The sequence below is a fragment of the Microbacterium sp. NPDC056044 genome, assembly GCF_042267145.1.
Taxonomy (GTDB): domain Bacteria; phylum Actinomycetota; class Actinomycetes; order Actinomycetales; family Microbacteriaceae; genus Microbacterium.
The window spans coordinates 316,787-339,028 of sequence record NZ_JBHJWZ010000006.1; the positions used below are offsets into that span (position 1 = coordinate 316,787).

Genomic DNA, 22,242 nt, shown 5'->3' on the forward strand with positions numbered 1-22,242 from the left:
CGGGGAGTCCCGACGACAGCACACTCGGATCAAGAGCCGACTGGCACCTGTCAAGAAGGAAGATCATCATGGCCGACGACAACACCAACCTGCTGGGTCTTCAGACGAACGTCGATCTGGCGGACTCGCTCAACGACAACTCGGACAACTCCGACAACTCGGACAACTCGGACAACTCCGACAACTCCGACAACTCGGACAACAACGCCGCGGTCGGCGTGGGGAACCAGTCCGACAACTCGGACAACTCGGACAACTCCGACAATTCGGACAACTCGGACAATTCCGACAACTCGGACAATTCGGACAACTCCGACAATTCGGACAACTCCGACAATTCGGACAACTCCGACAATTCGGACAACTCGGACAACTCCGACAACTCGGACAACTCCGACAACTCGGACAACTCGGACAACTCGCTGAACACCGACCTCGACGTCGACATCACGGACTCGTTCAACGACAACTCGGACAACTCCGACCACTCGACGACGGACTCGTACAACGACAACTCGACCAACGTCGACATCTCCGACTCGTTCAACCAGCAGACCCTCAACGACCACTCGATCACGACCGGAGTGCGCCAGTATCAGACGGGCTTCCGGGACCTGAACCTCGGGGGCGGTGCGGGGGGCGCCGGCCTGGCAGCAGGCGCGGGCGGTCTGACGATCGACAGCCGCTCGGCGATGTTCGACCAGTCCGTCAACCAGAACATCTGGGCGGCGAACGGCTCGGTGTCACAGGTCTTCAACCAGCAGGGTGGACTGGCGTCGGGCGACTACTCGGCTGCCGCGGGCGACGACGTCGACATCGACAACTCGACCAACTGGGACATCGATGTCGACATCGAGGACTCGTTCAACCCGGTCGACGTGGCGATCCGGGACTCGTTCCAGGACAACTCCGACAACTCCGACAACTCCGACAACTCGGACAACTCCGACAACTCCGACAACTCGGACAACTCGGACAACTCCGACAATTCGGACAACTCCGACAACTCGGACAACTCGGACAACTCGACGAACTGGGACATCGACACCACGATCCGGGACGCGTTCCAGGACAACTCCGACAACTCCGACAACTCGGACAACTCGGTCGACACCGACCTGGACGTCGACATCGATGACTCGTTCCAGGACAACTCGATGACGGCGGATCTGGACGACTCGTTCAACGAGTACGACACCGACGTCGATGTCGATCTCGAGAACGACGGGATCGTGAACAGCCCCGACGCGTCGCAGGACGAGTTCGACTTCTAGACGAAGGCCGAGTGCTTCCGGCCGCCCGACCGGCCGGAAGCACTCGGGGCACATGGACTGGGGGAGCGCGCCCGGCTGTTTCGACGGCCGGGCGCACGCCAGCATCCTGCGGCGCTGCCGCAGACGGCTACCGGCGGCGCAGCCGTCGGGGGATACTGAGGAACGAGCACCGGCACACCACCGGTGAGGGAGGCGAGGGCCGTGGCGGATCACGGTGACTGGGACGACCTCGACGACATGGACGGCGTCGGCGGTGCGTCAGCGCCCGCCGACGCGGGCGAAGCCGTGGAGTGGGGATCGGCGTCGGGATTCGTCGAGGACGATCCTTTCGCGAACATGTTCACCGATGAGATCGTGAACGTCACCGCATCCGACTGGGACGTCGATGCGGACGTCCTCTGGGGCGACGATGCCGAACCCCAGCTGGGGATCGACGGTCCGGCCGCTTACGACTTTCCCGCGTGACGACGGCGCGGGACGCTCGAGAGGGAGGGAAGCGAGCCATTGGCAGACGAGAGCGAGATCGCGGCGCAGCGCGGTGACATCCCGCGGACGCAAGCCGCGGCGGCCGGCCGAGAGGTCGTGCTCTTCGACCTCGTCGACAAGGTAGGACGAGCCGCCGCCCAGGCGGGGCGGCGCGATCTCGTGAGGCGGCTCGTGAACACCCGCGATCGACTCCGCGACCCGCACGTCCGGGTGATCGTCGTCGGCGAGTTCAAGCAGGGCAAGAGCAAGCTCGTCAATGCACTGGTGAACGCTCCGGCCTGCCCGGTGGACGACGACATCGCCACCACCGTCCCGACGACCGTCGGCTACGCCGCCGAACCCTCGGCCACCGTGCTCGTCCAGGCCGAGGACGAGGCTCGCGGGCCCGCCGTCCGGCAGGACGTCCCCTTGGCGGACCTCGCGGAGTACGTGTCGGCGAAGGGCAACCCCGACAACGTCCGGCGGATCGTCTCGGCAGAGGTGCTGCTGCCCCGGGAGATCCTGCGCGGCGGACTGCGGCTCGTCGACTCGCCCGGTGTGGGCGGGCTCGACTCGCGGAGCGCCTTGCTGACCCTGTCGGCGCTGTCGAGCGCCCACGCGGTCATCCTCGTGTCGGACGCGTCGCAGGAGTACACGGAACCCGAGATGCAGTTCCTCCGGCATGCCATGCGGGTGTCGCCGAACGTGGCCGCGGTGCTCGCGAAGACCGACCTCTATCCGCACTGGCGGGAGATCGAGCACATCGACCGCGGACATCTGACCAAGATCGGCGACATCCCGATCTTCGCGGTGTCGAGCGATCTGCGCCTCCTCGCCGCCGAGCAGCGCGACGCCGAGCTCAACGACGAGTCCGGCTTCCCCGCGCTGGTGAGCCACCTCCGGCAGGACATCCTCGAGCGGGCCGAGCTGATCCACGAGCGCAGCGCCGTGCACGACCTCGCGTCGGTCGTCGACCAGCTGACGATCGCGCTGCGGTCGGAGCTGACCGCGCTGGTGGACCCCGAAATCACGCCCCGCCTCCTCGTGCAGCTCGAGGAGGCGAAGGTGCGGGCTGACGAGTTCCGCAGTCGGTCGGCGCGCTGGCAGGTCACGCTGACCGACGGCGTCGCCGACCTCATCGCCGACATGGAGCACGACCTTCGCGATCGCCTGCGCAAGGTGCAGCGCGAGGCGGAGGCGTCCATCGACGACGGCGATCCCGGCCCGATCTGGGACCAGATCACCGAGTGGCTCGACCAGCGGATCTCCGCCGCGGTGTCCGAGACCTTCGTCTGGACGGACGAACGCGCGCGCTGGCTGTCCGAACAGGTCGCGGAGCTCTTTCTCGAGGGAGAGGAGAGCATCCCGGCGATCGATGTCGCCGACGCGGCGGGTGTGCTGGACCCTGTCGACTCGATCGCCACGCTCGACGAGGGCCGGATGAGTGCCGCGGAGAAGATCTTCATCGGCGTACGCGGCTCCTATGGCGGCGTCCTCATGGTCGGTCTGGCGACGGGGCTCATCGGGCTTCCGCTCATCAACCCCTTCTCGCTGATCGCCGGTGTCATCGTCGGGCGGCGGGCGTTCCGGGAGGACATGGGCACACGCCTCGCCCGAAGGCAGGCCGAGGCGAAGAACATCGTGCGCCGCCACATCGACGAGGTGATCTTCCAGGCCGGCAAGCAGCTCAAGGACCGGTTGCGACTCGTCCAGCGGGCCGCCCGCGACCACTTCGGCGCGATGGCCGACGAGCTGCACCGCTCGTTCACCGAGGCGGTGACCGCCGCGAAGCAGGCGGCGGGCGTCGAGAGCGGCAAGCGCGAGGAGCGCATCAAGCAGCTGCGCCTCCAGCTGCGCCAACTGGACGCTCTTCGTGCGGAGGTCGCTCCCGAGCAGATGCCGATGCGGATGGTGGCGGAGGGGACGAAGGTCGTCACACCATGAGGAACCCGCGACGATGAGGGACCCGGCGATCGTCGAGGCGCGTCGGGTGGCGCAGGCGGCACTCGCGCTCTACGCGGAGGATCCCGCGACATCGGACGAGATCCGCGGGTATGAGGCGCGTCTGCAGGGGCCGCTGCGCATCGCGCTCGCCGGCATGGTCAAGGCGGGCAAATCGACGTTGCTCAACGCGCTGCTGGGCGAAGCTCTCGCGGCGACGGACGCCGGCGAGTGCACCCGGGTGGTCACCTGGTACCACCGCGCCGACGTCCCGACGGTCACGCTTCATCCGCGCGAGGGAGCGCCGCGGCGACTCAGGTTCCAGCGCGACGGCGCACGCACGCTCATCGACCTCGGCGACACGACCGCCGACGAGGTGGACTGGATCGATGTGGGCTGGCCTTCGGAGAGCCTCCGGTCGCTGGTGCTGATCGACACGCCGGGCATCGCATCGCTGTCGGCCGACGTGTCGGCGCGTGCCCGGGGATATCTCACGCAGCGCAGCAGCAGCGCGTCCGCAGCGGATGCGGTCATCTACCTGATGCGCCACTTGCACGCGTCGGACCGCGGCTTCCTCGAAGCCTTCCGTGACGTGTCGGTGGGAGGCTCGCTGACGGTGAACGCCGTCGCCGTGCTGTCGCGCGCGGACGAGGTCGGCTCGGCGCGGATCGACTCGCTCGTGTCCGCGGGCCAGGTCGCGCGGCGGTATGCGGACGACACGGAGCTCCGCTCGCTCGTCCTGGACGTCGTGCCCGTCGCGGGGCTGCTCGCCGAGACCGCCCGTACGCTGCGCGAAGACGAGTACCGCGCGCTCGCCGAGATCGCGGCGCTCGAACGCAGCGCTCGCGAGCGTCTCCTCGTGTCCGCCGACCGGTTCGCCAACGTGGCCGGCGTGACGTCGCTCGGCGAGGCGAAGCGCCGTGAGCTCCTCACCCGGTTCGGGCTTTTCGGCATCAGGCTGTCCGCGGCGCTGATCCGCGGCGGTGCGAACTCTTCCACGTCGCTCGCCGAGGGTCTGGTGCAGCAGAGCGGGCTCACCACGCTGCAGGCTCTCGTACGCGATCACTTCCGGGGGCGCGCCGACACGCTGAAGGTGTACGGCGTGCTGCCCGGGCTCGAGCAGCTGCTGCGCGAGCGGCCGCGGCGCGGCTCGGACGCCCTGCTGGCCGAGATCGAGCGCATCCTCGCCACCACCCACTCGCTGAGGGAGCTCGCGGCGCTGTCGCGCACGCGCGCGGGCGGGTATCCGCTGCCTGCCGAACGGATCGCAGAAGCCGAACGAATCCTCGGTGGCTCCGGCGACGGCGCCGCCACCCGCGTCGGACTCGGCGATGGTGTCGGCGACGACGAGGTCCGTCGTCGAGTGAGAGAACTGCTGGCGCGCTGGCGCGAACTCGCCGAGTCCCCGCTGACGGAGCGCGCCGCGGTGAGCCTGTGCCACGTCGTGATCCGCAGCCTCGAGCAGGTCGCGGCCTCACCCGGGGGACTGATCTCACCTCGAGGTGGCGACCCCGTCGGACGGCTGGCGGACGACATCGTGCTTCCGCGCTGACCACGCCAGCGCCCCTGGGATGACGCTCGCGAGCAGTGCGAGGAGGACCAGGCCGCATTGCGCGGCGAGGATCTGCTGCAGCGGGGCAGCTCGTTCACCCGTCAGCGCGAGGTCGAGCGACAAGGCGAGTGTGGCGACCTGGACCACCCAGGTCAGCAGCTGCCACAGCCGGATGTGCGGTCTGCGCGCCATGAATGACACCAGCAGCGTGATCTGCACCAGCAGCGTCGCCACGAGAAGCCCGAACACGGACCAGAAGATGATGTCCGCGGCCGTCGTGTAGGTCTGGTCGCTGCGCGTCGCATCGACCGCGCGCACGGCGTCCGAGATGAGCGGGAGCTGCTCCTTGCGGATCACGAAGAGGTACACGATCGCGAAGCCGCCGCAGATGAAGCCGAGGATCCAGAACAGCTCGGCGACACGCACCGAGAACGGCGGCGTCAGCTTCGTGAGGACCGGCGCCGTGTTGGGGTTGGCGAGGGTCGGCCGCTGCGGTGGTGTCTTCGACGGCGGCGCAGAGCCGGGAGCGCGCAGCTCGGGCGCGCGCGGCTGGGGAGCGCGCGACGCGAGGTCACGCGGCTCTGGTGCGGGCACGCCTGCCCGCGATGTCGGGTCGGTCACCGCAGGCTACTGCTCCTCGACTTCTTCGGGATACACGACTTCTTCGACCGGGACGGCGTCGACGGGTTCGCTCCACACCGCGTCGTCCACCTCGGCGGGTGGCGCCGCGTCGTACGCCGGAGTGGTCGACGGGGGCGCCACATCGGCCGTGGCGCTGTCGACCGCGTCGACCGCGTCCGCCGGGACGCCCGCCTCGACGGCGGCCGCGAGCGGTTCTTCGGGCGCCGTCGGCACATCGTCGACCGGGGGCGTGAGCGTGTCCGCATCGTCGAGGTCGGCGGCGAGGTCGTCGATCCCCGGCGCCTCATCCGGGATCCCCGGCACCTCGCCCGTGTCGCCCGTCACTTCGCCCGGGTCGACGAGCGCGTCGTCGGGATCGCTCGACCCGTCGTCGGGGACGCCCGGTGCGTCGTCGGGAACGCCCGGTGCGTCGTCGTCCGGGATCCCCGGCAGGCCGGGCTGCGTGGGCGTGTCGTCGCCATCGTCGTCGCTGCCAGCGCCCGGCCCGGCGGTGACGTCGTCGCCGGCAGCCAGCGAACCGTCACCGGAGGCGACACCCGCTGTCTGGTCGAAGGCCTGCGTGACGTCGCCACCCTCCGTCCAGATGTTCTGGTTCACCGACTGGTCGACGATCGTCGCCCGGCTGTCGACCGTCGTCCAGTTGTTGGTGATCCGCGTGATCTCGTTGAGCACGTCGTTGTTCTGCGTCTGGTGCGACTGATGCGCCTGCTGCGTATGATGCGTCGACGACGACGAGGCGGGCGTGCTTCGCGGCACCACGTCGGGGCGGTCGTAGATGATGGGTGCGACCGCGCGCACATCGTCGGCGCAGATGCCGGCCACCTTGTTCTTCAGGAGGGCCGCTTCGGGGTCCTTCTCGAGTTCCGCGAGCGCTGCAGGGTCGCGCAGCAGACTCAGGATGAACTCGATGATCGAGTTGGCGACTGTCACCAATGGTGTGGTCATGTGACGACACCTCCGCATTGAAGGTCGATGGCTGTTTCAGGGTAAGACGCGGAGTCCGCGACGGCATCGGGGTTTCGTCCGATGAAGTGGGGGTACCGGTGCGGGGTCATCCGCTCAGGCCCCTCGGTTCGGGGTCGGCGAGGATGGGCGGCTCGCTCTGGAGGGCGAGCCGCAGCTTCGAGAGCAGGTCCGAACGCGACGTCGCATTGAGTCGGCGGCGGATGTGCGCGATGTGATGCTCGGCGGTGCGAGGCGAGATGAATATCGCGGCGCCGATCTCGGCGTACGTCTTGCCCTGCAGGACGAGCTGACCGACTTCGCGTTCGCGCTCGCTCAGCGGGCCGTCGGCGGGCATGTCCGACCGCGGGGCGTCGTCGCCGATCGAACGGGGCGCCTCCCTCGGGTGCAGCTCGCGAGCGCAGGCGAGCAGTCGTGCGATCACCTTCCGGTCCTCGGAGCGACCGGCACCGTGGCCGGCGAGGCGCGCGCCGTCCCAGGCCAGCCCGACGATCGCGAGCCCCCTGGCGGCGCCTTCGACGGCATCCGGGTCGACGGTTCCTGCCAGCACCGCCGTCCACACCTTGCCCGCATGGGCCATGCGCGTGGCCAGGCGGTTGTGAGGCGCGGCCGCGACGAGCGCGCGGGCGTGCGGGGCGAGAGCATCGGGTTGATTGAGAAGGATGCCACGCTGGATGCCCGCCCAATGCAGCGGCGTCGACCAGATCGGCGGATCGCCGAGTCCCGAGACGATCGCGAGGCCGGCCTCGAATGCGGGCTGCATCGAGACCGCGTCACCCAGCCGCGCGGCCGCGATCACGAGTTCGCTCAGCCCGAGCAGCGAGAAGAGGTCCGGTTCGACGCGCGACACCCGCGGCAGGCAGGACTCCCACTCGGCCGCGAGCCCCGCGGCGTCGTCGTACCGCCGCGCGATCCCTATGGAGATCGTCGCGGCGAGTGCGTCGTCGCGCGGAGTGAGCGGGCGACTCGACATCGCACGGGCCAGAGCGGCACGCGACTCGACCGGACGCTCGCGCTGCAGCGCGATCCACGACGACCACAGCTCCAGCCGCGCGCGGCGGTGGGCACCGCCCTGGCCGCCCCGCAGCGCGTCGTCCACGATGGACTGGGCTCGCTTCGGATCACCCAGGCCGATCGCCGTCGTCGCGGCGACGACGGCGGGCAGCTCGACCGAGGGGGCGGCGTCGGCGGAAGCCGTGCACAGTTCCGACGCGCGCTGGAGTGCGGTGATCGCCGCATCGGCGTCATTGCCGAGCGCGGCGGTCAGGCCACGATCGAGGAGTTCGTTCGCGACCCCGAGCGCAGAAGGTGCGACTCGACTGCGAGCCGCGTCTGCGGGGTCGGCCGCGGAGGCTGTCGTGGACCGGCCGGCGGCCAGTGCGGCGACCCGCATCCGGATCGCACCGCCCGCTTCGTCGGGCTGCCGGGCACGATACGTGTCGGCGGCGAGCGACATCAGACCCCGCTCCGCCCACACGGCCGCTGCCAGGTCGACGGCGGGCCCGCTCGCTGCAGGCTGAGCCAGCCAGGCGTCCAACAGGACACCGGCGTCGTCGATGCGGCCGCGCGCCCACGCGGCCGCGGCGCGATCGACCGCCCAACCAGCGGGATCGACGCTGCACGAGACGGCCCGATCGAGCAGCTCGTCCGCGAGGTCGGGATCACGAGCGGCCTCGGCCCGCGCACGCGCGACGAGGGCGCCGGCGACGCGCTCATCCCGCCGCCCGCGCAGGCCCGCATCCGGGAGCTCGTCACGCAGGACGGCGCCCGGCGCGCTGCCGATGATCTCGACGAGACGCGCGACCGACGTCGTCGATCGGACGGCGGCGGCGATCACGGGGGGCGGAGCCCCTTCCTCGGTCAGGAGACCTTCGGCGTATCCCTCGGCGAGCACGTCGCCCACGCCGAGAGCCGGAGCCGCGGCATCCGTCGTCGAAGGCAGTCCGAGTGAGAGGTCGTCGACCAGGCGCCGCACCTCGGGCGAGACGGACGCGAGCCGGTAGAGGATGCGCGGCCGGATGGCGTGCTGCAGCGTCTTGTGCGCGGGGTCGTCCCGGCAGTCGCGCTCGTCGTGGGCGCCCAGGCATTCCTGCACCAGCCAGGCGATGCCTCCGGTGAGCCGCAGGATCTCTTCGCCGCACCGATCAAGCCCGTCGTCGGCGTCGCGGATCTGCGTCAGGCTGACTTCGTTGATCAGCGTCGTCGGGCGGCTGCGCTCGATCAGCCGGCTGAGCGCGGTGACGTCGGCGCGGGCAGGCCAGGTGCGCAGCGTGATCACGAGACCCGCATCGGGGTCTTGTGCACGTTCTGCCAGAGCGGCGACGCGGTGTTCGGCGAGCAGGTGAGCGTCGTCGACCAGAAGCACGAGATCGGGTGCCAGCGCACGCACGTCCGTCCCGTCGCGGAGCGCGGCGGACGGGGTGCCCTCGGCGGCGAGGAGTCGTGCGACCCGGTGGAGGAGAGTCGTCTTGCCCGCACCGGCCGCGCCGCAGATGACCGCCCGCGCGGCTTCGCCGGGAAAGCGGAACGCGTCGAGCCCGACGAAGCCGAGCAGGGCATCAGCCGGAAGGGATGACGGTGTGATGTGGAGCGGGGCGTTGTCGAGCCGCACCAGGTGGGATGCTCCGGTCATCACACGGGCTCCGGGAGAGACGCCTGGGGTGTCGGCTCGGGGTCGGGTGCGGGCGGTTCGGGCTCGGGCGCCGGGGGCTCCGGTGTCGGCTCGGGTGCAAGGGGAGTGGGTTCCGGCTCGGGGGCCGGCGCCTGGGGCTCCGGGGTGGGTGTCGGCTCGGGCTGTGGATCGGTCGTCGGCTCCGGTGTCGGCTCGGGTGTCGGCTCAGGAGTCGGCTCGGGCTGCGGATCGGTCGTCGGCTGGGGGGTGGGCTCGGGCTGCGGATCGGTCGCCGGCTCGGGGGTCGGCTGGGGTTGGGGGTTCGTGGTCGGTTCCGGCTGCGGTTCCGGCTGCGGCTCGGGCTGCGGATCGGTGGGCGGCTCGGCTTCCGGGTCGACGTCGGAGGGAGTCGACGGCTGATCCGAGGGGTCCTTCGTGTCGGAGTCGCCCTTCGTGCTGGAGCCCGCCTTCGTGCCGGAGCCCGCCTTCGTGCCGGAACTGGTCGCCGCCGGACTCGTCGACGACGAGCCGGTGCGCTGCTGCGCCTCCGCGGCCTCCTGCTCGCTGGCTTCGGTCGACCGCTCTGCGACCCGCTGACGCGGGTTCGGCGCCGACGTCTTGGGCGGTGTGCTGCTCGCTGGCGGCTGCGGTGTCGAGGACGGCGGCTGCGCTGCGGCGTTCGGCTCTGCCGCCGCCGCGCCGTCGCTCAGCCGCACCCCCAGCCAGTTCGCGAACGAATCGGCGCCGGTGGCTTCGGCGGGGCGCGTTCCGCTTCCCAGCTCGGTCGCTCCGGCCAGCACGATGCCGCTGGCGAGCACCAGCGAGCCTGCGGCCAGGGAGGCTGTCACGGGCAGTCGGCGGAGCCAGCGTCGCCGAGCGGCGGGCTCGCCCGCGTCGTCGCGGGTGACAGCCGGCGCGGCGGCCTCGTCCACCGCGTCGAGCTCGTCGGCACCGCCCGCGGCGGCGAGGACCAGCGTCGCAGCCGCCGGGACACCGGCAGGCGCTGTGCCCTGCAGCAGGTGCTCGGCCATGATGCGCGCGGCCCCGAGTGCGACGATCGCCTTGGGATCGGCATCGACCGCCACCGGGGCGTCGCACCGCTCCGACAGGAGCTGCGCGACGCGCGGAATGCGCGACGAGCCGCCGGTCAGCAGGATCGCATCGAGTCGACCGCCGACGTCGCTCTTCTCGAGCTCGGCCTGGAGCAGGTCGATCGTCCGTTCGATGCCCTGTTCGATGAGGCCCTCGAACTCCGCGCGCGTGATGCGCACCGTCGTGCTCGCGGCCGCGACGAAGACGGGGATCGCGGCCTCCGAGTCGAACGACAGGCTCTCCTTCGCCTCGACGCACTCGCGGCGGAGCGCAGCGAGTGCCATGCGGGCGTCTGGGGCCGATGCGAGATCCGCCGCGGACAGGCCGGCGGCCGCGAGCGTGTGGCGGAGCACGAGGTCGTCGAAGTCCGCGCCCCCGAAGTCGGCGATCCCGGTCGGAGTGCCGATCACCTCCAGCGCGCCGCCGGCGGCACGCCCCACGAGGGCGACATCGAACGTGCCTCCGCCGAGGTCGTACACGGCGAGCGCGTGGCCCTCTTCGAGCTCCGACGAGGCCAGGTAGTGCCACGCGGCAGCGACCGGCTCGGTGACGAGCTCGACACGGCACGGCAGCTCACGGGCCAGGGCTGCGGCGACGAGGCTGCGGCGATAGTCGCCCCACTCCACGGGGATGGTGGCCACGATCGTCTCGGGCTGGCGTCCCTCACGTTCGGCGACGGCATCCGTCACCCATGCCACGGTGCGCGCGTACAGATCCTCGGGAGCGTACCTGCGGCCGTCCACCACGACGGGAACATCGTCGCCGACCCGGCGCTTGAACTCGCGCACGAGTCGATCCGGTTGAGCGAGCCCCCGTCTCTCCGCAGCCTCCCCGAAGAGCAGATCGTCGTTCGAGACGAACACCGCTGTCGGTGCGCTGTCCGTTTGCCGGCCGAGCGCGAACCGCGCCGTCTCGACCGTTCCTTCTGTGCTGATTCTCGCCGTGGACGCCGCAGTGCGGCTCGTGCCGATGTCCACCGCGAGCACGAATGCGCTCATGCCCGAATATCCCCAGGTCCAGGACAACCCCCTGCGGTCAGGTCTACCACCGCGAACGGCGAAGCGCGAGGGGTTGTGTCGGAATCGTCTCCGCTGTAGGGGAGGGGCGTGATCCGTGCCGTGATACAACTCGGGCATATCGCTGTCCGGTTCTGCGAGACGGCGGGGCAGGCATCCGTGTGACGACTCATTGGCACTCACGTTGCATGAGTGCCAGCCGGTTGCCTAGACTGCTGTCAGCACTCTCAACGTCAGAGTGCTAACGAGTCTTAGTCTCAAGAAAGAAGAGGTAGACCGTGTCGGTTTCCATCAAGCCGCTCGAGGACCGCATCGTCATCAAGCAGGTCGAGGCTGAGCAGACCACGTCCAGCGGTCTGGTCATCCCCGACACCGCCAAGGAGAAGCCCCAGGAGGGCGAGGTCGTGGCGGTGGGCCCGGGTCGTATCGACGACAACGGCAACCGCATCCCGCTCGACGTCGCCGTCGGCGACCGCGTGATCTACAGCAAGTACGGCGGCACCGAGGTCAAGTTCGGCGGCGACGAGTTCCTCGTCCTGTCGGCTCGCGACGTGCTCGCCGTCGTCGTTCGCTGAGCCCAGCGCACTTCGTACACGAGAGGGTCGGATGCTTCGGCATCCGGCCCTCTCGCCGTTCCCGGTGGCAGGAATCGCGGCACGGATGACGGAGAACGGATGCTGCGGCCCCGGCGCAGCGGGCCGGGCCCGCGTGGTGCGGGCGTAGGCTGACCCGGTGAGTCACGAGCAGTCCTCCCCTTCCGGTCGCGACGTGGTGGACGGGCTCGACGACGCGACGACGCTGGACCTCGGTGTCACGACCGGAACCCGCAGGGCCGTGACCGACGCGGCGGAGGCGCGGGAGCGCCGCCTCGGCGGGATCTTCACCTTCTCGGCGTACCTGCTGTGGGGCTTCCTTCCGCTGTACTTCTTCCTCCTCGCGCCGACCGGGCCGTGGGAGATCGTGGCGTGGCGCATCCTGCTGTCGCTCGTCTTCTGCGCGCTGCTTCTCACCGTGACCCGCACGTGGCCGCGGCTGGCCGCGATCTTCCGGCAGCCGCGGGTGCTCGGCCTCACCGTGGTCGCGGGCCTCTTGATCTACGTCAACTGGCAGGTGTTCATCTACGGGGCCTTGAACGGTCACGTGATCGAGACCAGCCTCGGGTACTTCATCAACCCGATCGCGACGGTGCTGCTCGCCGTGCTCGTGCTGCGCGAGCGGCTGCGCGCGACGCAGTGGGTCGCGATCGGCATCGCGGCGGCCGCGGTCGGCGTGATCGTGGTCGGCTACGGCGCCTTCCCGTGGATCGCGCTCACCCTCGCCGCATCGTTCGGCACCTACGGTCTCGTGAAGAAGAAGGTGGGCCCGTCGGTCGACGCCGTGAGCGGCCTCACCCTCGAGACGCTGTGGCTCTCGCCGATCGCGGTGGTGGTGCTGGTGGTCGTCGGCGCGACCCAGGGCCTCACGATGGGCGCGTACGGCTGGGAGCACACGGTGCTCCTCAGCCTCACCGGCGTCATCACCGCGGTGCCGCTGCTGCTGTTCGCCGCGGGTGCGCGCCGCGTGTCGCTCACCACGATCGGACTCCTGCAGTTCGTCGCGCCGATCCTGCAGTTCCTCGTCGGCTGGCTGCTGCTCGGCGAGCCTATGCCGCTGCAGCGATGGATCGGCTTCGGCCTGGTGTGGGTCGCCCTCATCGTCCTCACGGCGGACTCCCTCATCCACGCCCGCCGCACGCGCATCGCGGCCTAGTTCCGGCGGATCTCCGAGTCCGGCGGGGACGGATGCTGCGCCCCGGCGCCCGCGTCAGCGCACGAGGCGGGCGATGGCCTGGGTGGCCTCGGTGATCTTGGCGTCTGCTTCGGCGCCGCCGAGGCGCGCAGCATCCACCACGCAATGGCGGAGGTGATCGTCGAGGAGGCCCACGGCGACGGCCTCGAGGGCGGACGTCAGGGCGCTGATCTGGGTGAGGATGTCGATGCAGTACTTCTCGTCCTCGACCATCTTGTGGATGCCGCGGGCCTGACCTTCGATGCGCTTGAGGCGGTTGAGGTACTTGTCCTTGTCGGTGATGTAACCGTGGTGGGCGTGGTCGGCGGTGTGGACGTGCTCGAGGGCGGTGTCGGTCATGTCGGACTCCTTCAACGGTGACTGGTCGAGAGGCTGCGGAAGCGCCGCAGGCGCAGGCTGTTGCCCACCACGAAGACGCTCGAGAACGCCATCGCCGCCCCGGCGATCATAGGGTTCAGAAGGCCCAGGGCCGCGAGCGGGATCGCGGCCACGTTGTACGCGAATGCCCAGAACAGGTTGACCTTGATCGTGCCGAGCGTGGCGCGCGAGAGGCGGATGGCGTCGGCGGCGCTGCGCAGGTCGCCGCGGACCAGGGTGATGTCGGAGGCTTCGATCGCGGCATCCGTCCCCGTTCCCATCGCGAGACCCAGGTCGGCCTGCGCGAGGGCGGCGGCGTCGTTCACGCCGTCGCCGACCATCGCGACGACGCGGCCCTCGCCCTGGAGCTCGGTGACGACGGCGACCTTGTCGTGCGGCAGCACCTCGGCGATCACGCGATCGATGCCGACCTCGTCGGCGATCGCGCGGGCAGCGGCGGCGTTGTCGCCCGTGAGGAGCACCGGCGTGAGCCCGAGAGCCGTCAGCTGCCGGACGGCCTCGCGGCTGGTGGGCTTGACCTGGTCGGCGACGACGAGGAGTCCCTGCACGGCGCCGTCCCACGCGGCGAGCACCGCGGTGCGGCCCAGCGCCTCGGCCGCGGCCTTGGCCACGGCGAGGTCGTCGGGGAGCGTCAGCGACCATTCGGCGAGCAGGGTCTCACGGCCGACGAGGACGGCGTGGCCCTCCACGACGCCCGAGACGCCCTTGCCCGGCAGGTTCTGGAACGACTCGACGTGAGGAAGGGTGCCGGCCTCGGCGGCTGCGGCGCGGGCGATCGCCTGCGCGATCGGGTGCTCGGAGGCGTGCTCGAGCGCTCCGGCGAGGCGCAGCAGCTCGGCGCGGGCGGCCGACGCCTGGTTCGTGTGCGGGTCGAGCGAACCGGTGACCACGACGTCGATGAGCGACATCCGTCCGCTCGTCACGGTGCCGGTCTTGTCGAGCACGACGGTGTCGACGGTGCGCGTGGACTCGAGCACCTCGGGGCCCTTGATGAGGATGCCGAGCTGCGCGCCGCGGCCGGTGCCGACGAGCAGCGCGGTCGGGGTCGCGAGGCCCAGCGCGCACGGGCAGGCGATGATGAGCACGGCGACCGCCGCGGTGAAGGCCATGGATGCCGGGGCGCCGGTCAGGAGCCAGGCCACGAGCGTGCCGAGCGAGATCAGCAGCACGATGGGCACGAAGATGCCCGAGATCCGGTCGGCCAGGCGCTGCACCTTGGCCTTGCCCGACTGCGCCTCTTCCACGAGCCGGGCCATCTGCGCGAGCTGCGTGTCGTCGCCGACGCGCGTCGCGCGCACGACCAGGCGGCCGCCCGCGTTGACGGTGGCGCCGACGACCGCGTCGCCGGGCGCGACCTCGACGGGCACCGATTCGCCCGTGACCATCGAGGCGTCGACGGCGGAGGTGCCCGAGGTCACCACGCCGTCGGTGGCGATCTTCTCGCCGGGCCGCACGACGAACTCCTCGCCGACGCGGAGGTCGGCGACGGGCACGCGCACTTCCACCAGTGCGGGCGCGGGGGAGCCGATCGCCGGCATGCCCAGCGCGATGTGGCCCGCGACGCCCGCAGCACCGGCACCCGGGCCGCCACCCACGTCGCCCGAAGCGCGCAGCACCGCGACGTCCTTCGCGCCGATCTCGAGCAGGGCGCGCAGCGCCGCGCCAGCACGACGCTTCGACCGCTGCTCGAAGTACCGGCCTGCGAGCACGAACGTCGTGACGCCGGCGGCGACCTCGAGGTAGATGTCGCCGGCGCCGTCGCCGGGCGTCACCGACCACTCGAACGTGTGCGTCATGCCCGGCATGCCCGCGTGGCCGAAGAACAGCGCGTACAGCGACCACAGGAAGGCCGCCGAGACGCCGAGCGAGATGAGCGTGTCCATCGTGGCGGCGCCGTGGCGCAGGTTGATCCACGCGGCGCGGTGGAACGGCCACGCGCCCCACACCACGACCGGCGCTGCGAGCGCCAGCGACGCCCACTGCCAGTACGTGAACTGCAGCGCCGGGATCATCGCCAGGAGGATCACCGGCGCCGACAGCACGATCGACCCGATGAGCCGCTGCCGGAGGCTCGTGAGCTCCGGGTCGGCGGCGGGCCGGTCAGCAGTGGGCTCGGTCGCTGGCGGCGCGGGGAGGGCGGCCGTGTAGCCGGTCTTCTCGACCTCCTCGATGAGCGTCAGCGGGTCGAGCCCGGCGGGAGCGGTGACGAACGCCTTCTCGGTGGCGTAGTTGACGGATGCCTCGACCCCGTCCATCCGGTTCAGCCGCTTCTCGATCCGCGCGGCGCACGACGCGCACGTCATCCCGCCGATCTCGAGTTCGAACCGGGCGGCGGGGGCCGAGGCGCCCGTCATGCGCGGACCGCGGTGTAGCCGGCCTCGTCGACGGCGGCGATGACGGCGTCGTCGGCGAGCTCGGCGGCGGAGACGATGGTGAGCGTGCCGGCGGCGGCGCTCACCTGGACGTCCTGCACGCCGTCGAGCTTGGACACCTCGCCGCGCACGGACGCCTCGCAGTGCCCGCAGCTCATTCCCGTCACCGTGTACTGGGCCTCGGCCATGACATCTCCTCTGTCGATCGGCGATACCCCTGAGGGGTACCGGATCGCTCCAGTCTATACCCGCAAGGGGTATGGGGCGCGGGGGAGGGATCCGTCGCACTGTCCCGCCCTCCGGGACAGTGATTCGACGAGTTATCCACAGCGCGCTGTCCCCGAGAGGGCCCGAAAATGCCCTCCGACCACGGATTTCAAGCTGTTACAGATCGTTAACGAAAGGCAACATTGCGGAAGCCTGCCGACGATTAGGTTTAGTGCACTGGGTCGGCGCCCGAGCCGTTCCCGTTGTAATCGCACAGCAAGGAGCAACATGAGCGTCTTCACCCGCTCGCGCAAGACCACCATCCTCGGTGGCATCGCGCTCGTTGGCGCCAGCGCCCTCGTTCTCGCCGGCTGCGCCGGCGGGGGCACCGGTGGCGGCGACGAGACCACGCCGCCCACCGAGGAGCGCGACCTCACCCTCAAGATCGGCACGATCCTGCCGCAGACGGGCAGCCTGGCATACCTCGGCCCGCCCGAGGAGGCCGGCGTCGGACTCGCGGCCGCCGACATCAACGAGGCTGCGAAGGGCATCACCATCGGCGACATCGTCTGGGGCGACTCGGGCGACACCGACAACAAGGCCTACGCCACCACCATCCAGAAGCTCATCTCCGAGAAGGTGACGGCAGCCATCGGTGCCGCGTCGTCGGGTGTGACGAAGCTCTTCCTCGACGACGCGGTCGCGGCGGGCATCATCACCTTCTCGCCGGCCAACACGTCGCTGGACTTCACCAACTGGGACGACAACAACCTCTACTGGCGCACGGCTCCGGCCGACACGCTCCAGGGCGAGGTGCTCGGCAACGTCGTCGCCGAGGACGGCCACGAGAACGTCGCGGTCCTGTACCAGAACGACGCCTACGGCACCGGTCTGAACGAGGTCTTCCAGGAGGTGTTCACCGGCTCGGGCGGCGAGATCGTCGCCGAGCAGTCGTACAACACCGGTGACACCAACTTCGACGCGCAGATCTCCGCGATCCTCGCCTCGAACCCGGACGCCATCGTGCTCATCACGTTCGACGAGATCTTCACGGTCGGCCCGGCGCTCATCGCCGCCGGCTACCCCGCCGAAGACCTCTACCTCGTGGACGGCAACCTGAAGAACTTCGGCTCCGACCCGAAGTGGCCTGCCGGCGTGAGCATGGAAGGCGCGAAGGGCACGACCCCCGCGGGTCCCGCGCCCGACGCCGAATTCCAGGGCCGCCTGAACGACTGGTGGGTCGCCGACGGCAACAGCGAGCTGACCGACTTCTCGTACGGCAACGAGTCGTACGACGCGGTCGTGCTGATCGCGCTCGCCTCGCTCGCCGCCAACTCCAGCGACCCGGCCGACATCGCCGCGAAGCTGCAGGAGGTCTCGGGCGGTACGGGTGACGGCGAGAAGTGCACGTCGTTCGCCGACTGCGCCGACATCATCCTCGGGGGCGGCACGGCCGACTACGACGGCTACTCCGGCCCGATCACGTTCGACGAGCACGGCGACCCGACCGAGGCCACCATCGGTGTCTTCCAGTACGGTGCCGACAACCTCACCACCCGCATCGACCTGTAAGCCAGGCTGACGCAGCGCAGGGCCCCGGAGCGATCCGGGGCCCTGTCGCGTTCCCTGCGGCGGTCCGAGCCGTCCCGCCGCCCCCGGTGGCACATACAGATAAGAAGGAGGGGACCGGATGCCGCAGCATCCGGTCCCCTCCTTCTTATATGCGTGCGGGCGTCAGGACCCGTCGGCGCCGAGGCTGCCGAGGTAGAGCCCGATGACCTTGGGATCGCTGAGCAGTTCGCGGCCGGTGCCCTCGTAGGCGTCGCGGCCCTGGTCGAGGACGTAGCCGCGGTCGCAGATCTGCAGGCAGCGGCGGGCGTTCTGCTCGACCATGATCGTCGTCACGCCGGCCTTGTTGATGTCGGAGACGCGGATGAAGGCGTCGTCCTGGCGGACCGGCGACAGGCCCGCCGACGGCTCGTCGAGGAGCAGCACGGAAGGGTTCATCATGAGCGCGCGCGACATCGCCACCATCTGGCGCTCGCCGCCCGAGAGGGATCCGGCGCGCTGCTTGAGCCGCTTGCCCAGCTCGGCGAAGATGCCGGTCACGAAGTCGAGGCGCTCGGCGTAGACCTTGGGGCGCTGGTACAGCCCCATCTGCAGGTTCTCCTCGATGGTGAGCGACGGGAAGACGTTGTTCGTCTGCGGCACGAAGCCGACGCCGCGCTGCACGAGCTTGTCGGACTTGAGCCCGACGACGCTCGCGCCGTCGACCGTGATCTCGCCGCCGCGCACCTTGACCATGCCGAAGATCGACTTCAGGAGCGTCGACTTGCCGGCGCCGTTCGGGCCGATGATGCCGATCAGCTCGCCCTTGCGGGCGACGAGGTTGGCGCCGTTGATGATGTTGATGCCCGGGAGGTACCCCGCAGTGAGGTCCTTGACCTCGACGACGATGCGGTCGCTCTTGACGGCTGTCGCGCCGGGGCCTGCGCTTGTCGAAGGGTCGGTCACTTGTTCTCCTCCTCGGCCTCGGCGATCGAGGCCTCCTCGGCCTCCTTGATCTCCTCGAGCAGCTCTTCCGCCGACGCGTCGAGTTCGCCGGCCACGCGGCCGGTCACGACGCCGAGGTCGACGTCCTGGTGGCTGCCGAGATACGCGTCGACCACCGCTGGGTCCTGCATGACGGTCTCGGGCGGGCCTTCGGCCACGACCTTGCCTTCGGCCATGACGACGACCCAGTCGGCGATGTGCCGCACCATGTGCATGTCGTGCTCGACGAAGAGCACCGTCATGCCGAGGTCCTTGAGATCGAGGATGTGGTCGAGCAGCGACTCCGTCAGCGCCGGGTTGACGCCGGCCATGGGCTCGTCGAGCATCACGAGCGTCGGGTCGCTCATCAGGGCGCGCGCCATCTCGAGGAGCTTGCGCTGTCCGCCCGAGAGCGAGGCGGCGTAGTCGTCGGACTTCGCGTCGAGCTTGAAGCGCCGGAGCAGGTCCACCGCCTTGTCCTCGATGTCGTTGTCCTGTTTGCGCCAGATCGCCGGGATGATGCTCGCCCAGAGGCTCTCGCCCTTCTGGCGGGTGGCGCCGAGCTTCATGTTCTCGAGCACCGTGAGCAGCGACAGCGCCTTGGTGAGCTGGAACGTGCGCACCTGGCCCATGCGCGCGACCTTGAACGACGGGATGCCCGACAGGTTCTGGCCGTCGAAGCTCCACGACCCCGAGTTGGGCTTGTCGAAGCCGCACAGCAGGTTGAAGAGTGTCGTCTTGCCGGCGCCGTTGGGGCCGATGAGCGCCGTGATCGCGTTCCGCGGGATCTCGAGGTGCTCGACGTCGACGGCGGTGAGACCACCGAAGCGGCGGGTGACGCCGTCGATCACGAGGATCGGGTCGTTCTTCGCGACGCCGGGTGCGGCCTCGCCCTTGGCGAGACCGGTGGTCTTCGGACGACGGATGCTGCCGGTCGCGGTGGTGACCGCGCCCGTGGTCGGCGCCGCCGGCGCGGCGGCACCCTCCGCGGGGACGACGGGCTCGTCGGCGGGCGGGTTGCTGGGCGGGTTACTTGACAAAGGTCAGCTCCCTCTTGTTTCCGAAGATGCCCTGCGGGCGGAAGATGACGATCAGCATGAGCGCAACGCCGACGAGGATGAATCGGAGCGTGGCGGCCTGCTGGCTCGTGATCGGGAGGATGTCGGACTGGGCGAGCAGCGGCAGCACGTTGTCGAGGAAGCCCATGATGACCCAGAAGATCACCGAGCCGACGACCGGGCCGAACACGGTGGCCGCGCCGCCGAGCAGCAGGATCGTCCAGATGAAGAACGTGAGGCTCGTCGTGTAGGTCGCCGGGATCACGGCCGACGGGAGTGCGAACACCACGCCGCCGAGGGCGCCGAAGACACCACCGATCATGAGCGCCTGCATCTTGTACGAGAAGACGTTCTTGCCGAGCGATCGGACGGCGTCCTCGTCTTCGCGGATTCCCTTGAGCACACGGCCCCAGGGGCTGCGCATGATCGCCCACACCAGGTACACCGCGATCGCCAGCAGGATGATGCCGAAGACGCGCACCCAGAGCTGGTCGGCGGTCCACTGCCACGGCCCGAAGCCGTAGACGATGGGCTCGCCGTCGGCGCCGGTCTTCGGGAACGGATTCGCCCCGCGGAACCCGGCATGGTAGCCGCCGAGTCCGTCGGCGGAGTTCGTCCACTCGTCGAACAGCTGGGTCGTGAGCAGCAGGCGCACGATCTCGGCGGCGGCGATCGTCACGATGGCGAGGTAGTCGGCGCGCAGTCGCAGTGTCGGGATACCGAGGATGAGCGCGAAGACCACGGCTGCGGCACAGCCGACGAGGATGCCGACCCACCAGGGCCAGCCGAAGCTCAGGATCGAGATGGCATATCCGTAGGCGCCGAGCGCCATGAATCCCGCCATACCGAAGTTCAGCAGGCCGCCGAAACCGAACTGCACGGCGAGGCCGGTCGCCGCGAGGGCGTACGCGATGGTCTCCGGGCTGAAGACCCAGTAGGCCGTGTTGTTGAAGATCTGTCCCCAGTCCATGACTAACCGAGCCTCTCTTTCCGGCCCAAGATGCCCTGGGGTCTCACCAGCAGGATGATGATTAGCACGGCCAGCGCGCCCACGTACTTCATGTCCGGCGGAATCCACAGCGTCGAGACCTCGACGAGGATGCCGACGATGAGCGCGCCGATGAGGGCGCCGAAGGCCGTGCCGAGTCCGCCGAGGGTCACGGCGGCGAAGATGAGCAGCAGCACCTGCACGCCCATGTCCCACTTCACGCCGGGGCGGAAGTACGCCCACAGCACGCCGGCGATCGCGGCGAGAGCCGTCGCGAGGATCCACACGATGCGGATCACCCGGTCGACGTTGATGCCGGATGCGGCGGCGAGGCCCGGATTGTCGCTGATGGCGCGCGTCGCCTTGCCGATGCGGGTGCGCAGCAGCCAGTAGGCGACGGCGATGAGGAGCACGACGCTGATCGCCATCGACGCGACGTCGATCCACGACAGCGAGACCGGGCCGATGTGGATGTCCTGCGGGGCGCCGGCTCCGGGCAGCTGGTAGGTGCCGCCGCCGATGAAGTACTGGAAGACGTAGCGACCGGCGAGCGAGAGGCCGATGCTCACGATCATGAGCTGCACGAGGCCGAGCCCTCTTCGCCGCAGAGGTCGCCAGAGCCCGGCATCGAGCACCCAGCCGAGGGCGGCTCCGAGCACGATGACGATCGGGATCGTGATGTACATCGGGATGTTCAGCCACACGCCGAAGACGAGCGCCATGACGGCGCCGTACGTCAGCATCTCGCCGTGGGCGAAGTTGCTGAGGCCTGTCGTGCCGAAGATGAGCGAGACGCCGACGGCCGCGAGCGCCAGCAGCAGGCCGAAGTTGATGCCGTTCATGAGCCGCTCGACGAGCTGGTCCCAGAACGACGTCGTGACGCGCTCGCCCTCACCGAGGAACAGGTTGACGATCTTCGAGCCGGTAAGGCCGAACGTCACGTCGAACGAGGCGGTCGTCCCCTGCTTGGGCTGGATGCCCTCGGGCAGCTGCGACGGGTCGACGATCACGCCGTCGGGCAGCGTGTCCTCGTCGACGGTCAGCACGTAATCGTCCTTCTCGGGTACGTACAGGCGCCACTTGCCCTCGGCGTCCGTCACGGTCTCTGCCTCGAAGCCGTTGCCCTCGATCGACATCGTCACGCCCTCGACGGGCTGATCGTCGTACTTGATGACGCCGCCGAAGTAGAAGTCGGTCTGCTCCTGGTCACCACCGGGGGTGTCGGGGGCATCCGCGCGCGCACCGGTGGGTGCGGACAGGAACACCATCCCCGCAGCCAAGAGCAGTCCGAAGATCACGACGATCCAGCGGCGGCTGTTGATCGTGGTCGCAGTCGTAGGACCCACAGAACCTCCCAGTCGGC

Annotated in this window: 18 protein-coding genes; 7 read left to right on the top strand and 11 right to left on the bottom strand. The window is 69.7% G+C overall.

Annotation, left to right across the window (positions count from 1 at the left end; genetic code table 11):
• Positions 1–68: 68 nt before the first annotated feature.
• The 4 genes from ACFC1I_RS18615 (at position 69) to ACFC1I_RS18630 (ending at position 5,232) form a co-directional block, all read left to right on the top strand.
• Positions 69–1,274 (top strand): hypothetical protein, encoded by a 1,206-nt coding sequence (locus ACFC1I_RS18615; RefSeq protein ID WP_376012827.1) that lies wholly within the window; start codon positions 69–71, stop codon positions 1,272–1,274.
• 201 nt (positions 1,275–1,475) lie between these two features.
• On the top strand, positions 1,476–1,739 hold the full coding sequence (locus ACFC1I_RS18620) for a hypothetical protein (protein ID WP_376012830.1): 264 nt from the start codon (positions 1,476–1,478) through the stop codon (positions 1,737–1,739).
• A gap of 39 nt (positions 1,740–1,778) precedes the next feature.
• On the top strand, positions 1,779–3,683 hold the full coding sequence (locus ACFC1I_RS18625; protein WP_376012833.1) for a dynamin family protein: 1,905 nt from the start codon (positions 1,779–1,781) through the stop codon (positions 3,681–3,683).
• Positions 3,684–3,696: 13 nt separating this feature from the next.
• Positions 3,697–5,232: a dynamin family protein gene (locus ACFC1I_RS18630; RefSeq protein WP_376012836.1), complete on the top strand. Its 1,536-nt coding sequence runs from the start codon at positions 3,697–3,699 to the stop codon at positions 5,230–5,232.
• Here the strand turns inward: ACFC1I_RS18630 and ACFC1I_RS18635 are convergent.
• The 4 genes from ACFC1I_RS18635 to ACFC1I_RS18650 all read right to left on the bottom strand — a co-directional run bounded on the left by ACFC1I_RS18635 (position 5,173) and on the right by ACFC1I_RS18650 (position 11,538).
• A complete protein-coding gene (locus ACFC1I_RS18635; RefSeq protein WP_376012838.1) occupies positions 5,173–5,853 on the bottom strand; it encodes a hypothetical protein in 681 nt (226 codons plus the stop codon). The genes ACFC1I_RS18630 and ACFC1I_RS18635 overlap by 60 nt on opposite strands.
• 6 nt (positions 5,854–5,859) lie before the next feature.
• Positions 5,860–6,819 (bottom strand): IniB N-terminal domain-containing protein, encoded by a 960-nt coding sequence (locus tag ACFC1I_RS18640; RefSeq protein ID WP_376012840.1) that lies wholly within the window; start codon positions 6,817–6,819, stop codon positions 5,860–5,862.
• 106 nt (positions 6,820–6,925) lie between these two features.
• A complete protein-coding gene (locus ACFC1I_RS18645) occupies positions 6,926–9,469 on the bottom strand; it encodes a LuxR C-terminal-related transcriptional regulator (RefSeq protein WP_376012843.1) in 2,544 nt (847 codons plus the stop codon).
• The gene (locus ACFC1I_RS18650) at positions 9,469–11,538 is read right to left on the bottom strand and encodes an Hsp70 family protein (protein ID WP_376012846.1); all 2,070 of its coding nucleotides are present in this window, start codon (positions 11,536–11,538) and stop codon (positions 9,469–9,471) included. The genes ACFC1I_RS18645 and ACFC1I_RS18650 overlap by 1 nt, the downstream gene beginning before the upstream one ends.
• Positions 11,539–11,834: 296 nt before the next feature.
• On the opposite strand from ACFC1I_RS18650, the gene groES reads away from it, so the two are divergent.
• Both groES and rarD read left to right on the top strand, forming a co-directional pair.
• A complete protein-coding gene (gene groES / locus ACFC1I_RS18655) occupies positions 11,835–12,131 on the top strand; it encodes a co-chaperone GroES (protein ID WP_045275440.1) in 297 nt (98 codons plus the stop codon).
• Between the two features lie 259 nt (positions 12,132–12,390).
• A complete protein-coding gene (gene rarD / locus ACFC1I_RS18660) occupies positions 12,391–13,305 on the top strand; it encodes an EamA family transporter RarD (protein ID WP_376013114.1) in 915 nt (304 codons plus the stop codon).
• Positions 13,306–13,359: 54 nt separating this feature from the next.
• Here the strand turns inward: rarD and ACFC1I_RS18665 are convergent, their stop codons facing one another.
• Genes ACFC1I_RS18665 through ACFC1I_RS18675 form a run of 3 tightly spaced genes read right to left on the bottom strand, consistent with a single transcriptional unit; the run spans position 13,360 to position 16,282 of the window.
• Complete coding sequence (locus ACFC1I_RS18665) at positions 13,360–13,683, bottom strand: metal-sensitive transcriptional regulator (protein ID WP_376012848.1); 324 nt, start codon at positions 13,681–13,683, stop codon at positions 13,360–13,362.
• A gap of 11 nt (positions 13,684–13,694) precedes the next feature.
• Positions 13,695–16,076: a heavy metal translocating P-type ATPase gene (locus ACFC1I_RS18670; protein WP_376012851.1), complete on the bottom strand. Its 2,382-nt coding sequence runs from the start codon at positions 16,074–16,076 to the stop codon at positions 13,695–13,697.
• Positions 16,073–16,282 (bottom strand): heavy-metal-associated domain-containing protein, encoded by a 210-nt coding sequence (locus ACFC1I_RS18675; RefSeq protein ID WP_376012854.1) that lies wholly within the window; start codon positions 16,280–16,282, stop codon positions 16,073–16,075. Before ACFC1I_RS18675 ends, ACFC1I_RS18670 begins: the two co-directional genes overlap by 4 nt.
• Positions 16,283–16,589: 307 nt before the next feature.
• On the opposite strand from ACFC1I_RS18675, the gene ACFC1I_RS18680 reads away from it, so the two are divergent.
• On the top strand, positions 16,590–17,873 hold the full coding sequence (locus ACFC1I_RS18680) for an ABC transporter substrate-binding protein (protein ID WP_376012857.1): 1,284 nt from the start codon (positions 16,590–16,592) through the stop codon (positions 17,871–17,873).
• 162 nt (positions 17,874–18,035) lie between these two features.
• On the opposite strand, the gene ACFC1I_RS18685 is transcribed toward ACFC1I_RS18680, so the two are convergent.
• The 4 genes from ACFC1I_RS18685 to ACFC1I_RS18700 form a co-directional block, all read right to left on the bottom strand.
• On the bottom strand, positions 18,036–18,815 hold the full coding sequence (locus tag ACFC1I_RS18685) for an ABC transporter ATP-binding protein (RefSeq protein ID WP_376012860.1): 780 nt from the start codon (positions 18,813–18,815) through the stop codon (positions 18,036–18,038).
• Positions 18,812–19,759 (bottom strand): ABC transporter ATP-binding protein, encoded by a 948-nt coding sequence (locus ACFC1I_RS18690; protein ID WP_376013116.1) that lies wholly within the window; start codon positions 19,757–19,759, stop codon positions 18,812–18,814. The genes ACFC1I_RS18685 and ACFC1I_RS18690 overlap by 4 nt, the downstream gene beginning before the upstream one ends.
• A 103-nt stretch (positions 19,760–19,862) precedes the next feature.
• Positions 19,863–20,861, bottom strand: a complete 999-nt coding sequence (locus ACFC1I_RS18695; protein ID WP_376012863.1) for a branched-chain amino acid ABC transporter permease — start codon at positions 20,859–20,861, stop codon at positions 19,863–19,865.
• A gap of 2 nt (positions 20,862–20,863) precedes the next feature.
• On the bottom strand, positions 20,864–22,147 hold the full coding sequence (locus ACFC1I_RS18700; protein ID WP_376013118.1) for a branched-chain amino acid ABC transporter permease: 1,284 nt from the start codon (positions 22,145–22,147) through the stop codon (positions 20,864–20,866).
• Between the last annotated feature and the right edge of the window lie 95 nt (positions 22,148–22,242).

Bases quoted from the DNA above. Each gene is read 5' to 3' on its own strand.
- ACFC1I_RS18615 (WP_376012827.1), top strand. From the start codon at position 69: ATGGCCGACGACAACACCAACCTGCTGGGTCTTCAGACGAACGTCGAT.
- ACFC1I_RS18630 (WP_376012836.1), top strand. From the start codon at position 3,697: ATGAGGGACCCGGCGATCGTCGAGGCGCGTCGGGTGGCGCAGGCGGCA.
- ACFC1I_RS18640 (WP_376012840.1), bottom strand. From the start codon at position 6,819: ATGACCACACCATTGGTGACAGTCGCCAACTCGATCATCGAGTTCATC.
- ACFC1I_RS18645 (WP_376012843.1), bottom strand. From the start codon at position 9,469: ATGACCGGAGCATCCCACCTGGTGCGGCTCGACAACGCCCCGCTCCAC.
- ACFC1I_RS18650 (WP_376012846.1), bottom strand. From the start codon at position 11,538: ATGAGCGCATTCGTGCTCGCGGTGGACATCGGCACGAGCCGCACTGCG.
- ACFC1I_RS18665 (WP_376012848.1), bottom strand. From the start codon at position 13,683: ATGACCGACACCGCCCTCGAGCACGTCCACACCGCCGACCACGCCCAC.
- ACFC1I_RS18670 (WP_376012851.1), bottom strand. From the start codon at position 16,076: ATGACGGGCGCCTCGGCCCCCGCCGCCCGGTTCGAACTCGAGATCGGC.
- ACFC1I_RS18675 (WP_376012854.1), bottom strand. From the start codon at position 16,282: ATGGCCGAGGCCCAGTACACGGTGACGGGAATGAGCTGCGGGCACTGC.
- ACFC1I_RS18680 (WP_376012857.1), top strand. From the start codon at position 16,590: ATGAGCGTCTTCACCCGCTCGCGCAAGACCACCATCCTCGGTGGCATC.
- ACFC1I_RS18695 (WP_376012863.1), bottom strand. From the start codon at position 20,861: ATGGACTGGGGACAGATCTTCAACAACACGGCCTACTGGGTCTTCAGC.
- ACFC1I_RS18700 (WP_376013118.1), bottom strand. From the start codon at position 22,147: ATGGTGTTCCTGTCCGCACCCACCGGTGCGCGCGCGGATGCCCCCGAC.